The organism is Aequorivita sp. IT1183, assembly GCF_058068265.1.
Map to the genome: position 1 here is coordinate 622,742 of NZ_JBYRHS010000001.1, position 14,471 is coordinate 637,212.

Here is a 14,471-nt window from a genome sequence, read left to right on the forward strand (position 1 = left end):
TTTTTTGGAATGGTAGTTGTAATTCCTAGAATCATTAAAAACCCCCTTAAGTTATATCTATGAAAAAGCTGTTCGCGGTTTTAATTATTTTAGGCAATTTCGTTTCTTTATCTGCACAAGAAAGATCTTATGGCGATGGAGAATATTTTAAATTCCGCGTACATTATGGCTTTGTAACCGCAGGTTATGCAACGCTCAAGGTGAATAATTCCACAATTAAAGGAAAGGAAGTTTTTCACGTTAAGGGCTATGGCGAAACAGTAGGCGTGTCAAAGTGGTTTTTTAAAGTAAAGGACGATTATCAATCGTATATAGACAAGCAAAAAGATATTCCATATCGATTTATTCGCAAAATTGATGAAGGTGGTTACACCAAAGATATTGAGATAGATTTCAATCATTCCACAAAAAAAGCTACAGTAAACGATAAAAAAAACAATGAAACTGGTGTATTTTCGTTTCCCGAAGATACCCAAGACATGATCTCGGCTTTTTATTATCTTCGGAACCATTTAGACACCGAAAACATAAAAAAGGGAGACGTGATAGAGATGAATATGTTTTTTGATCAAGAAAATTTCAAATTCAGGTTAAAATTCCTTGGAAAAGAAATTTTAGATACTAATTTTGGGCGTGTACAAACGCTTATTTTTAGACCATACGTTCAGTCTGGTCGCGTTTTTAAGGAAAAGGAAAGCCTAACTGTTTGGGTTAGTGATGATAAAAACAAAATACCGTTGCTTATAAAAGCAGATTTGGCCGTTGGTTCCTTAAAAGCAACTTTAACCGAATTCAAAGGATTGCAACACTCCTTTAAAATAATTGCAGATTAAGAATAAATAATACAGAAAACACCCCAACATTGAAGAAATTAATTTTAGCTGTACTAACCCTTATCCTACTTACTACCGCTTGTGAAAAAACAAAAGATGACGTTGCCGATCCTAATGAAATTGCACAAGAAGCAACAATAGAGCAATACGGTTATATTTTAAACGATTTTAATGTTGTAAGAGACACTATTCGTAAAGGCGATACCTTTGGCGATATACTTTTTGCAAACGGTGTTCCACAAGATAAAATAATGGAGGTAGCTACCAAATTCCGCGATAGCTTTGATGTTCGTAGAATTATAGTTGGTAAACCTTATGTGCTGCTCAACTCCAAAGACTCCTTAAACCGTACCCAAGTTTTTATATACGAATCTAATAAAGTGGATTATGCGGTTGTAGATTTTAGAAACAACTTAAGTATTTATAATAGCCAAAAACCGGTTCGTTATGAAGAAAGAGAAGCTTCAGGTATAATTACTAGTTCGCTTTCGGCAACTATGGAGGAACAGAATTTGAGTCCTTATATGTCTGATCAGTTAGCGAACATTTATGCTTGGACTATCAACTTTTTTAAACTACAACCTGGAGATCGTTTTAAAGTAGTTTATACCGAAAAATTTATAGACGATACCATTCCCGGTGGGCTTAAGGAAATAAAGGCTGCTTACTTTGAGCATGGTGGCAAAAAGCTTTATGCCTTTAAGTTTTCTTCAGATTCTTTGGGGAAAATAACTGGCTATTACGATGAAAAAGCAAATAACTTAAAACGTGCATTTCTAAAGGCACCGGTTCAATTTAGCAGAATATCTTCGCGATATAACCTTACACGACGTATAAAATATTACGGTTTCAAATTACGTCCGCACCGTGGTACAGATTTCGCAGCGGCCATCGGAACCCCAATATTAGCTACTGCAGACGGAGTTATTACAAAATCTGAAAGAAAGGGTGGAAATGGCAACTATGTAAAAATACGGCATAACGGCACCTATGAAACCCAGTACTTACATATGAAAGCTCGTAATGTAAAAGTAGGCCAGCACGTAAGCCAAGGAGATGTGATTGGTTGGATTGGTATGACGGGAAATACCGGTGGTCCTCATGTTTGCTATCGTTTCTGGAAAAATGGAAAAGAAGTAGATCCTTTTAAAGAAGATACTCCTTTTTCGCAACCACTTGCTAAGAATCTACACGAGCAATATTTCGCAAATCTGCGTCCGCTGAAGGAAAAATTAGACTGTATTGTTTTTTAAATTTGTCATAACCTTAACATGTTAATAACGTTGTTATTAATTAACTCTCGATAATTCAACCTTTTATCCTTTAAATTTTATCTTTAAACTAAAGTATTTTTCTTAATGATATCTTAATGACTTTTGTTGGCGAGAAATTAGATAAGATTGTATTTTTGCCGAAATTTTTAAACCTAAAATTTAAATTCATGAGAAAACTTTTACTTCTTGTTTTTTTACTAGGCGGTTTTGCCGCTTTTTCACAAACTACGGTTACTGGAACAGTAATCGATTCTGAATCTAACAGTCCATTGGCAGGAGCCAATGTGGTTGAAACTGGCACAACAAATGGTGCCATTACCGATTTTGACGGAAACTTTACATTACAAACTTCTGCTAAAACGGGTACACTTACCATTTCATACATTGGGTATACCATTGAAAAAGTTCCTTTTAAAGCTGTAGGTACAACTGCTGTAATTGGCAACATTAAAATTACAGTAGATGCAGATGCTCTTGAAGAAGTAGTAATTGTAGGTAGAGGAATTATTGACTTAGCAAAAGACCGTCAAACTCCAATCGCGGTTTCTACAATCTCTGCAGCTGAAATTCAGGCAAAAGCAGTTGGAAACGTAGAATTTCCAGAAGCTATAAAAAGTACTCCTAGTGTGTACGTTTCTAACCAAGCTGGTGGTTTTGGAGATTCACAAATGTTTTTACGTGGTTTCGATCAAACAAACACAGCATTCCTTTTAAACGGGCAACCAATTAACGGAATGGAAGATGGTAGAATGTACTGGTCTAACTGGTCTGGTATATCAGACGTTGCAAATGCAATTCAAGTTCAACGTGGTTTGGGCTCATCAAAACTGGCTATTTCATCAGTAGGTGGAACAGTAAACATTGTATCTCGCGCTGCGGGTAGAAAAGAAGGTGGTTTTGCACGTTTTATGACTGGTAACGATAGTTACTTTAAAGGAACTATAAGCTACGACTCTGGTTTAAAAGGAAAATGGGCTTACTCATTTTTACTTGACCACTGGCAAGCACATAATAAATATTCATTGGGTACAGCTGGACAAGGTCAAAATTATTTTATTGGAGTGGGTTATGTGCCAAGTGATAAGCATTCCTTCAACTTCTTGTTAACAGGTGCTCCACAATGGCACGATCAGAACTTCTCAAAATCTTTGGAAGATTATGATCAATACGGAAAACGCTACAACAGCAACTCTGGATTTTTAGATGGTGAGAGATATACTATTAGAAGAAATTACTATCACAAGCCAATCGTTAACCTTAACTGGGATTGGACTATAAGTGAGAAAACTAACTTGTCTTCTGTTGCTTACGCTTCTTTTGGTCGCGGTGGTGGAACAGGACCTGCAGGTAGCTCAAGAAACATTATTCGCGATAATAATGGCGAAATAGATTTCAACGCTATTATAGACAGTAACATTGAAGGCGCTGACAACGGAATTGGAGGCTTTGGCTCAGGTTCGCTTGCAAGAAGAATGTCTGTTAACAATCATAACTGGTTCGGTTTCCTTACAAATCTTGAAAGTGCAGTAAGCGATAACTTTACATTAAACGTTGGTCTTGATTCACGTCTTTACAAAGGAAGCCACTGGTACCAAATGAACAACCTTTTAGGTCTTCAAGGGTATGCAGATAACTTTGGTTACGGTGATTCTAGAGATAGTGATTACGTAATAAGCGAAACATTTGAAGCTGATCCTTGGGCTGCATTATTTAACTCTGCAGACGAAGGACAACGTTTCAATTATGACTATTCAGAATACATCAACTACATAGGTGGTTTCAGTCAAGCTGAATATAAAACAGATAACTTTTCAGCCTTTGTTCAAGGAGCAGTTTCTACACAAAGCTACCAAAGAGAAGGTCGTGCTGAAGGTTCAGAAGTAGAAGGCGTTAATGGTCTTGGAAAATCTGAAAAAGTAAATAAAATTGGCTACAATGTTAAAGGGGGTATGGGCTACACAATTGTAGAAAACAGCACTCTTTTCGCAAATGCAGGTTACTACTCAAGACAACCTTTCTTAGATAACATTTTCACAGACATCAGAAATTCAAACTATATTCTTGAAGGTGAAAACGAAATTGACAACGAGGAAATTTTAGGCCTTGAAGTTGGTTATAGAATTCGTGCTGGTAAATTTAGCTTAGATTTAAACGGATATTACACCACTTGGGGTAACCGTTTCCTTTCTGGAGGATTTATTGAAGCAGATCCAACATCTTCTAACCCAGTTGAACAAAAAGATCGTTACCAAAGATTTACTGATATTACTCAAGTTCACAAAGGTTTTGAATTTGAAGGTAAATACCGTTACTCAAGCGATTTTATGTTTAGAGCTTTTGGTAGTATTGGTAACTGGAAATATGACGGAGAAACACCATTCCAAACAAGAGAAGACAATACGAATGCATTGTTAGAATCTGGAACAGTAGATTTAACTGGAACTAAAATCGGTAATGCACCACAAACCTCTTTCGGTTTTGGTTTCAAATACAATATTATTGGTGGTCTTTCTATAGATGCTGATTATAACATTTATGCAGATTTATACGGTTTCGTAGATGCAGAAGATGTAGTTGATGCTTCAATTGCTGGCGATGTTTATCAAGCAGAGCGTTTACCTGCATACAGCGTACTTGATGCTGGTATTACTTACAAATTTGCCTTTGGAGGTAACGACTTTACATTTAGAGCAAACGTTTACAACGCAACAAACGAGATGTATTTAGGTCAAAAAGATTCATTCGGTTACTATTACGGTAACGGAAGAACTTGGAATGCTAGCTTGCGTTACGACTTCTAAAAAACATTTGATTGTTTACTAAAAATGCCCCAAACTTTTGGGGCATTTTTTTTGTTTATAAACCTTATATTTGAAGCACTACAAAATCAATCTACTATGTACACAACTTTTCAATTTATTCATTCTTACTGGGCTTATTTAGTACTTCTTGTTCTGCTACTTGCAGCTTTTAATGCACTCGTAGGTTTTTTCTCTAAAAGGGAATATGCGGCTAAAGATTTCAGAATTTCACTATTTGCACTTATTGTAACACACATTCAACTGCTTATAGGTTTAATCATCTATTTTATTTCTCCTTTGGGACTGCAGAATATTATCAATTCTGGTATGGGTGAAGTAATGAAGAATTCCGAATACAGACTCTATGCGGTAGAGCATCCATTTGTAATGATTTTAACCGTTATTTTCATAACAATTGGATATTCTAAACATAAAAAGAAATTACTCTCGCACGGCAAGTTTAAAACCCTAGCGATATTTTATACTATCGCTCTAGTTTTAATGCTCAGCAGAATTCCGTGGAACCAATGGTTTTAATGGAAATATTTTTATAATTAATACGTAAGCGCGCGATTAATCGTGCGCTTACGTATTTTAATTGGTAGCCTTTTTTTCTTTTATCAAATAGATAAATACAGGAAAGTGATCGCTATACCCACCTGTAAAACCATTCACAAAACTTCTGAAAGGATAGCCTTTGTATTGCCCACGTGGGGTTACCAAATAATTTTTGTTGAAGATTCCGGCTTTATAAAAACGATAGCTCGAATAGTCTTTTTTCGCAAATTCTGTAGAAATAATAATTTGGTCAAAAAGATTCCAGCTGTCGCGATATGCTAAGGTGCCCAATCCGTTTTTGAAGAGTTCGGCCATAGGATTGTACAATTCTTTAATTTCCATGTTTTCGCGGTCGCTTTTAGCTTTTAATACGTCTTTAACGCTGGGGCTAGTTGGGTCGTCATTTAGATCGCCCATGGTAATAATTTTTGCATAGGGGTTTTCACTGAATAACGAGTCCAATATTCTCTTATTGAGTTCTGCTGCTTTAATACGTTTTGGTCTGCTACGTGCTTCTCCGCCACTTCGCGAAGGCCAATGATTTACAATTATGTGTATTTTTTCGCCATCCAACATACCGCTCACCAATAACTGATCTCTGGTGTAAATGCGTTTACTGCTGTCTTGATCGTCATAGATTACAAGTTCGTAGGCTTTGTAATTAGTGGGGGTAAAAAGCCGTTTTTGGTATAATAGCGCCACATCAATACCGCGACGATCTGGGCTGTCAAAATGAACAATGCCGTAATCTTTTTCAACTAATGACTTTTGGTTTAGTAAATCTTCGAGTACACGTCGATTTTCTATTTCGCTAACACCGATTAACGCGGGTGAAGTGCCCGTTATATCTTCTCCAATTTCAGAAATAACTTTCGCCATGTTGGCCAGTTTTGCTTCGTATATTTCCTGTGTCCAACGATCTTTCCCTTCTGGGGTACGGTCATCGTCGAACGTAATAGGATCGTCTTCGTAATCAAATAAATTCTCAAGATTATAGAAAGCAATGGTATTTACTTTATAATCTTTCTCTGATTGGGAAAATGAAATTGAATTATAAAGAAAACAAAGTAACAATAGCAATTTAATTAGCTTCATATAATAGGTGTAAATGTTTATAAATTAAAAAGTTAACTATAATATTTCGTAAATATTTAATTTTTTTATTAATTTTATAAACTATCCTTAAATTTCTCCCCAATACTTCTCCCCTCTAAAATTCATTTTAAAGATGAAACGATTCATTTTTATAGGGTGTATATTATTTTTTGGTGGATTAACTACATTCGCTCAGGATGCTATTATAATGGGTAGAATTGTGGATACCAATTCTAGCGAACCTATTTCAGAAGTTCAAATTAATATTTTAAATAGTAAGTATTCTACCTCTACGAATGCCCAGGGGACTTTTATTTTTTCACAGCAAGGTCTCCCCAAAGGCGAACAGATTTTAGAAATATCCAAATCTGGGTACGTCACTTTGAGAATTCCTATAAAAATTCAAGATGATGCTCGCGTTACGTTAGAATCAATCTTAATGGAAGTTGATTTGTCTGCCATAGAAGCACAAATTGGCGTAATCAGTCTATCAGACAACGAATTGGATGATGATGACGGTACATCCTATAATATTTCTGGACTGTTGCAAGCTTCAAAAGACGTTTTCCTGAATGCAGCATCGTATGATTTTAGTACAACATTCTTTCGGCCAAGAGGCTATGATTCTAGTGATGGAAAAGTTCTTATAAATGGTTTAGAAATGAATAAATTATATGACGCGCGACCGCAATGGTCCAACTGGGGTGGGTTAAATGATGTGCAACGAAATCAAATGTTTTCTATGGGTATTTCTGCAAATGAATATTCGTTTGGAGCTCTAGCAGGAACTACAAATATAATAATGAGAGCCTCTCAATATCGACAAGGAGGACGAATTTCGTACGCCACGAGCAACAGAAGTTATCGCGGAAGAGTTATGGGGTCCTATAACAGTGGCTTACTATCAAGTGGCTGGGCATATTCTGTATTAATAGCAAGACGCTTTGCCGATGAAGGCTTTAATGATGGTACTTTGTATGATGCCAATTCATTTTTTGCTTCTGTGGAAAGAAGATTAAATGAAACCAACAGTCTGAACTTTACAGCTTTTTATACCCCAAATAGAAGAGGAAAATCTTCGCCAAACACTCAGGAAGTATACGATCTTAAAGGCACGCGGTATAATGCATATTGGGGTGAACAAGATGGTGAAATTCGCAACTCGCGAATTAAGAATGTGGAAGAGCCCATAATTATGTTAAACCATTTCTGGGATATTTCAGAAAACACGCAGTTAAATACCAATTTAGGATATCAGTTTGGAAAAACTGGAAACAGCCGTTTGGGTTATGATAATGCGCCAAATCCAGATCCTAGTTATTATCAAAAAATGCCTAGTTACTTTTTCGCAGATCCTAATGGAATAAATTATGAAGGTGCTTATCAAGCATATTCAAATTTTGTAAATGATGGACAAATAGACTGGCAGGAAATGTATGAAACCAATATTTTTTATGGCGGCACATCGCGTTACTACTTGTACGAAGATAGAAACGATGACACCCAACTTTCAGCAAATACTATCCTGAATTCAAAATTAACGGACAATTTAACTTTAACGGCTTCTTTGAATTATAGAAATTTAAATTCAGTCAATTTCGCTAATATGATAGATTTGCTCGGTGGAAATGGTTATTTAGATGTAGATACCTTTAATTCTGGAGATGAATCGCAAAGTGATTTAAACAACCCAAACCGTGTTGTGGGCGAGGGCGACAAAATTAAATACAATTTCGAACTCGATGCAACCGATTATAATGGTTTTGTACAGGGTCAATTTTCCTATTCAAAAATGGATTTTTACTTGGCTGGTAAGTTTGGAAAAACTAGCTACCAAAGAAAAGGTCTTTATCGCAACGGAAATTTCCCTGAAAACTCTTTCGGCGAAAGTGAAAAACTAGATTTTACAACATTCGGCGGTAAAGCTGGAATTACCTTTAAAATTTCTGGCAGACATATTTTGGAAGCAAACGGCGCTTATTTTACCGATGCGCCAACACTTCGAAATTCATTTTCTAATTCACGCCAAAACAATGCAACGGTTATAAATTTAACCGAAGAGAAAAATTTACATATTGATGGTGGTTACATTTTCCGCACGCCGATTGTAAAAGCACGTTTAACGGGCTATTATACCTTAATGCAGGATGCTTCGGAAATTTCTTTTTATTACGCCGACGGTATTTCGGTGCCCGGTAGAAGTGCCTCCACCGCTTTTGTGCAGGAAGTGTTGACGGCGATAGATAAGAAAAATGTGGGTGGCGAATTTGGAATTGAAGCGCAAATAACTCCAACAATCAAGTTGAAAGGGGCTGCGGCTTATGGACAAAACACCTATAATAACAATCCGCAACTTTACTTAACATCTGATGATTTTACTGATGTTCCTGGAGGAGTTGTAAATTACGGAGAGTCTTCTTTAAAAAATTACAAAGTGGCTGGCGGTCCTCAGCAAGCGTATCAAATTGGTTTTGAATATCGCGATCCAGACTTTTGGTGGTTTGGCGTAACGACAAATTATTTTTCTAATGCGTATGTAGATGTTTCACCACTCACAAGAACGGCGAATTTTTATTTAGATACCGATGGAATTCCTTTCAATGATTACGATCCAGAAATTGCTCGCGAGCTTTTAAAACAGGAAAAGTTTGACGATTATATTTTGGTAAACGTAATTGGCGGAAAATCGTGGAAAATTAAAAGCTATTATCTTGGCTTCTTTGCCAGTATCAGTAACATTTTAGACCAAGAATATAAAACTGGTGGTTTTGAACAAGGCCGAAGTGCAAACTACAGAACGCTTTCAGAAGATACTGCAAACGACACTCGTGTATTCGGGCCTAAATACTGGTACGGCTACGGAACAACTTACTATGTTAACTTTTACGTCCGATTTTAATTGATGCAAAAAGCATTTAAATATTATAAAGATGAAAAATTCAATAACCATAAAACTGTTAAGCATCCTAATTTTATTAGGAGCGATTGCGACCTCCTGTGTGCATGACGATGATTACAGCATACCCGAAATAAATGTTGAAGAACCCATTGTAGATGTAAATGAAAACATCGTTTCCGTGAAAGCTCGATACCGAGGCTATGAACCAAAAATTATTGAGGCGGGAGAAGGGTCAAGTAGGGCCCTTTATATTGAAGCTTATGTAATTTCAAGTGATGAAACAGGTAATTTTTATAAAACATTGGTTATACAGGATAGCCCAGAAAATCCAACTGCTGGGGTTGCTATTTCTACCAATGCGACAGATCTTTATACAAAATTTGAACCCGGTCGTAAAATCTATTTCCGCGTAGATGGGCTGTATATTGGGCAGTATGCTGATCTTCCTACAATTGGTACACAAGATGGAGATGAAATTGGAAGAATAAATATCGATGACTTTGAAGAACGCATATTGCGCTCCACCGTAACAGATTCGCTTGTTCCACAATTGGTAACTATTGCTGAAGCAGGAGATAATGATAACAATGCGGCACTTTTAAATACGTTGGTAAAATTTGAAAACGTGCAGTTTCCCGATGGACTTGCAGGGGTAGCGCATTATGCGAATCCTGATAATACCTTCGGTGTAAACAGAGATGTTCAGAACTGTGAAGACGAATTAATTTCCCTCAGAACAAGTGGTTTTGCAGATTTCAAAGGTATTTTGCTGCCCGAAGGCAATGGGACTTTAACCGTTGTACTAAGCCGCTTTAATAATGATGTGCAATTATTTATACGCGATATTGATGACGTGCAAATGGACGGTACCCGTTGCGACGAAGGCGGTGGTGGAACAGGAGGTGCTTTACCCTTGCCATTTTCAGAAGATTTTGAAGGTCAACCAGCCGATGTTGCCGTAACTATTGATGGATGGACAAACATAAATGTAAACGGAGGCGCAAAACTATATAGTGTACAAGAATTTAATTCGAACAAATATGCGCAGATGTCTGCGTATAATTCAAACGAAAATCCTTGCGAGGTTTGGTTGGTTACGCCAGGATTAATTTTGCCGAGCGGCTCTTCGCCAATATTAACTTTTGAAACAAATGATGGTTTTTATGATGGCGCTGGGCTATACGTGAAAATTTCAACAGATTTTGATGGAGACGTTTTAACTGCTACTTGGGCAGATTTAAACGCCGTTATTTCCAGTGGACACACCAGTAGTTATGGTACCGAATTTACACCTTCGGGCAATGTTGATCTCTCTGCCTACGAAGGGCAAGTGGTTTATATTGCATACCAATATCTAGGAGCGTCAAACGGTGTTTCTACAACCTATCAAATAGATAATATTTCGGTGGTTGAATAGCTTCTGAAATATTATTACTTGTGAAAAGACCGTTTTTGGATAGGACGGTCTTTTCTATTTTTTCATTTAAAATAAATTTGAAGGTATTACTTTTATGAAAATTCTGAACAATATGAATTCCAATAGATTAATTTTCACCCACTACATCGAAGCAGATTTTGATGACTATTTTGAATTGGTAAGCAACGCCGATGTTATGAAAATGATAACTGGCAGACCTCTCACCAAAGATGAAACTCGTGAACGATTTGATAAGATGTTGCAAATAAATCTTGAGCACCGTGAAATAGGTCACTTTAAAGTTGCGCTAAAAACTGATAATGACTTTGTGGGGCATTCAAAACTGGTGATGACTGAAAATAACGAAGCAGAAATTGGTTACGTTCTCTCACCGCAATATTGGAGAAAAGGGTTCGGAAACGAAATAGCCGAAACATTAATTAATTTAGGAAAAGAAGTTAAAACAATTCATAATTTAATAGCCATTATTGACCCTGAAAACACAGCTTCCAAAAGGATTTTGGAAAATCAAGGCTTTCAATGGGATTATGATGGCGACTACATAGGGCTACCGGCGGCTTATTTTAAAATGAAACTATAAAAAAAACCCTCACAATATTTGATTGCTCAAATATGCAAGGGTCATTTTCTGGTTGGTTACCAGGTTTTGATTTTAGATGCTTATTTCTTCACAACAATAAAATCTGAACGTCTGTTCTTTTGGTGTTGTGCTTCGGTGCAGTTTGCGCCACAATCCACGGCTGGTTTGCTTTCGCCAAAACCTTTTCCGCTAATTCTATCTTTAGCAATTCCTTTTGAAATTACGTACTGAACTGTACTTTTCGCACGTCTATCAGATAGGTTCAAGTTGTATGCATCCGAACCGCGATTATCAGTATGACCTTCAACTTTAATTACCATTTCTGGGTTTTTCTTCATCAATTGTACAAGCTTATCTAGCTCAAAAGCCGCTTGTGGTTTGATGTTGTGTTTGTCATAATCAAAAAGAATTGGATTCAATTTTACTAAATCGCCTTCAATAATATCGTCTATTGGGCGAAGCGCTATTCGAATGTTTTTCTCTCCTTCTTTTGAAGATGGAACCGTTTCAGCATTACTTTCATAACCAGCTTTAAACGCTTGCACCACGTGATCTTGATCGCAGGCTGCAGTTATTTTGCCTATTCCATTTGTTTCCGTAGTTTGGCTTTTCAGTTTATTTTCAAGATTGTCAAACAGGTCTAATTGTGCGCCAGCTATTGGTTGGTCTGTGGTGGCATCAACTACCATAACATTCAGGATTACATCACAAAATTCTAACTTTTTAATTTTGTAAATATCATCACTTCCCATTCCGCCAGCTCTATTAGAAGAAACATAACCTTCTTCCGTAGCTGGATCGTAAGAATAAGCAAAATCATCTTCGCTACTGTTAACACCAAGTCCAAGGTTTTTAACTTCCCCGAAAGCAGCACCATTTGCATTTGCTGCAAAAACATCTAATCCGCCCATTCCTAAATGTCCATCACTAGCGAAATAAAGCGTGCCATTTGCATCTACAAATGGGAAGCCTTCTTTGCCTTCGGTGTTAATATTGTCGCCCAAATTTATTGGTGTTCCAAAAGTACCGTCAGCAGCAACTGCTACTTTATAAAGATCTGCCTTGCCTTTTCCACCGGGACGATCGCTAGTAAAATAAAGCGTATTTCCGTCTGGGCTTAATGCAGGATGACTGGTAGAATAATCGTGGCTGTTAAAAGGTGCAGTTTGTACATCTTTCCATTGGCCATCAACGTTTTCGGCATAATAAATATTTAATTGATTTATACCTGCCTCGTTCTTTTTGTATTTTCCGTTGTGGTAATCGTTTCTATCAAAATACAGGCGTTTGCCGTCAGCAGTAATAGTTACGGTGCTTTCGTGGTATTTTGTGTTTACGTCGCCTTTAAGCAATACTTCATTCTTTTCAACACCCCCAACATTGGTGGCTTTGTAAATATCTAAAAAGGGTTCTTCGTTCCATCCGTACTTTTTACGAGTTGTATTTCTGGCAGAAGTAAAATAGAAATCTTTCCCAATAGCTAATCCTCCAAAATCTGAATATTTTGAATTTAAAGCTTCAAGATTTGTTGCGGCATATTTCTTCGTGCTTTCGTCAACAATTTTAGGAAGATAATCTGGATTCTTCATAAATGCGATAGCGCGAGAATCGTTCGGTTTCACTTCAGCAAATTGCTTCATATAGGTGTTGTAATCTGCGAATTTACCGTTTGCCTTCAGTGCTTGCGCATAGTTATAAACCGTTTCAGGATCTACATCTTTTCTTTTAACCACTCTTTTATAATAGGTTTCTGCCTTATCGGTATTGTTAATAAAGAAGTAGCTATTTCCCAGTCGTTCAAAAACGTAGGTACTGCCTTCGCCTTTTTTCAGCAGTTTTCCATAGGCTTCGGCGGCATCGGTATATTGCAGTCGGTCGTAATATTGATCGGCTTTTTTTGTTTTACTATTTTGCGCGGTAACCATAGAGGAACTTACCGCAATGAGTAAAAGGATTGTATATATTTTATTCATCTTAAATGAAGTTTTTTTAGTTATTAGAAGAATCTTGGTGAACGTAAAATACGTGGCTTAAAGAACAGATCGAATGTTAGCACCACTTCGTGCGATGCTGGCCCTACTGTTTTAATATCCGAGGTTACGTGGTCGTAAGCGTAGCCTATGCGAATGTTTGGATTAATTTGAAACCCAACCAAACCGCTAAACGAATCGTCCAGTCTGTACGATGCTCCAAGTTCAAACCTATCATAAAACAATGCGTTTAGGTTTCCGTCGTAAGAAACTGGTGCGTCGAAAGCCGATTTAACCATTACGGAAGGCTTCAACTTTAAGTTTTCTGAAACCTGAAAAACATATCCCGCTGTTGCGAAATAATGATTTGTTTCAGAACCGTACTTAATACCGTTTTCATCTAAGTGAACAGATTTCAGCATATTTGGAACCGATAAGCCTACGTAAAATTTATCGCCATAAAGAAATGCACCTGCACCAACGTTTGGATAAGTATTGTTTATGTCTTCATTAAAAAATGGATCGTTAGGATCTTGCAGCTCTAAACTTGAAAGGCCTACATCGTGAAAAGTAACTCCAGCCTTCAAACCCAAAGCAAGTTTTACCGAACTGGCAACTTGTAAAGTGTATGAGAAATCTGCGTAAACGTTTGTTTCACTCACGGGGCCTAATTCATCTTTAATGGCTGAAAGACCGAGTCCTATTTTGTCGCTAATTGGCGTATGTGCCGCAAAGGTGAAGGTTACAGGATTATCGTCCATTCCGGACCATTGGTTTCGGTAAAGTGCGGTGAGGGAAAGACTTTCCTTAGAACCAGCATAGGCAGGGTTCACCACGTTCATATTGTACATGTATTGGGTGTATTGAGGATCTTGTTGCGCTTGTGTTTCCTGAAAGAGCAACCCTGCCATCAATACAATTAGGATATATATATGTTTTTTCATCTGTATAAAATATTTTATAAAGTGGAAGATGGAATGCCCATTCCGATTGTGATCGGAAAATATTCGTTTGTTGTGCGAA

General features: G+C 37.1%; 10 protein-coding genes. 7 read left to right on the plus strand and 3 right to left on the minus strand.

All coding sequences use genetic code 11. From position 1 onward, the window contains the following. Positions 1-59 precede the first annotated feature (59 nt). From AC3RVF_RS02740 to AC3RVF_RS02755, 4 genes are all read left to right on the plus strand, one after another. Complete coding sequence (locus AC3RVF_RS02740; RefSeq protein WP_489692678.1) at positions 60-833, plus strand: DUF3108 domain-containing protein; 774 nt, start codon at positions 60-62, stop codon at positions 831-833. A gap of 29 nt (positions 834-862) precedes the next feature. After that, positions 863-2,086 carry a M23 family metallopeptidase gene (locus AC3RVF_RS02745; RefSeq protein ID WP_489692679.1) on the plus strand — a complete coding sequence of 408 codons (1,224 nt, stop codon included), beginning with the start codon at positions 863-865 and terminating at the stop codon, positions 2,084-2,086. A 188-nt stretch (positions 2,087-2,274) separates the two neighbouring features. Next, the gene (locus tag AC3RVF_RS02750; protein WP_489690163.1) at positions 2,275-4,908 is read left to right on the plus strand and encodes a TonB-dependent receptor; all 2,634 of its coding nucleotides are present in this window, start codon (positions 2,275-2,277) and stop codon (positions 4,906-4,908) included. Positions 4,909-5,004: 96 nt separating this feature from the next. Next, positions 5,005-5,445, plus strand: a complete 441-nt coding sequence (locus AC3RVF_RS02755; RefSeq protein ID WP_489690162.1) for a hypothetical protein — start codon at positions 5,005-5,007, stop codon at positions 5,443-5,445. Positions 5,446-5,502: 57 nt separating this feature from the next. Here the strand turns inward: AC3RVF_RS02755 and AC3RVF_RS02760 are convergent, their stop codons facing one another. Further along, entirely contained in the window at positions 5,503-6,561 is a 1,059-nt protein-coding gene (locus AC3RVF_RS02760; RefSeq protein ID WP_489690161.1) for an endonuclease/exonuclease/phosphatase family protein, read from the minus strand. Positions 6,562-6,694: 133 nt separating this feature from the next. On the opposite strand from AC3RVF_RS02760, the gene AC3RVF_RS02765 reads away from it, so the two are divergent. The 3 genes from AC3RVF_RS02765 (at position 6,695) to AC3RVF_RS02775 (ending at position 11,478) form a co-directional block, all read left to right on the plus strand. Further along, the gene (locus AC3RVF_RS02765; protein WP_489692680.1) at positions 6,695-9,460 is read left to right on the plus strand and encodes a carboxypeptidase-like regulatory domain-containing protein; all 2,766 of its coding nucleotides are present in this window, start codon (positions 6,695-6,697) and stop codon (positions 9,458-9,460) included. 31 nt (positions 9,461-9,491) lie between these two features. Further along, on the plus strand, positions 9,492-10,877 hold the full coding sequence (locus tag AC3RVF_RS02770; RefSeq protein ID WP_489690159.1) for a DUF5689 domain-containing protein: 1,386 nt from the start codon (positions 9,492-9,494) through the stop codon (positions 10,875-10,877). 112 nt (positions 10,878-10,989) lie between these two features. Then, the gene (locus AC3RVF_RS02775; RefSeq protein WP_489690158.1) at positions 10,990-11,478 is read left to right on the plus strand and encodes a GNAT family N-acetyltransferase; all 489 of its coding nucleotides are present in this window, start codon (positions 10,990-10,992) and stop codon (positions 11,476-11,478) included. 80 nt (positions 11,479-11,558) lie between these two features. Here the strand turns inward: AC3RVF_RS02775 and AC3RVF_RS02780 are convergent, their stop codons facing one another. Further along, complete coding sequence (locus tag AC3RVF_RS02780) at positions 11,559-13,451, minus strand: OmpA family protein (RefSeq protein WP_489692681.1); 1,893 nt, start codon at positions 13,449-13,451, stop codon at positions 11,559-11,561. A gap of 23 nt (positions 13,452-13,474) precedes the next feature. After that, positions 13,475-14,392: a PorP/SprF family type IX secretion system membrane protein gene (locus AC3RVF_RS02785; RefSeq protein WP_489690156.1), complete on the minus strand. Its 918-nt coding sequence runs from the start codon at positions 14,390-14,392 to the stop codon at positions 13,475-13,477. Between the last annotated feature and the right edge of the window lie 79 nt (positions 14,393-14,471).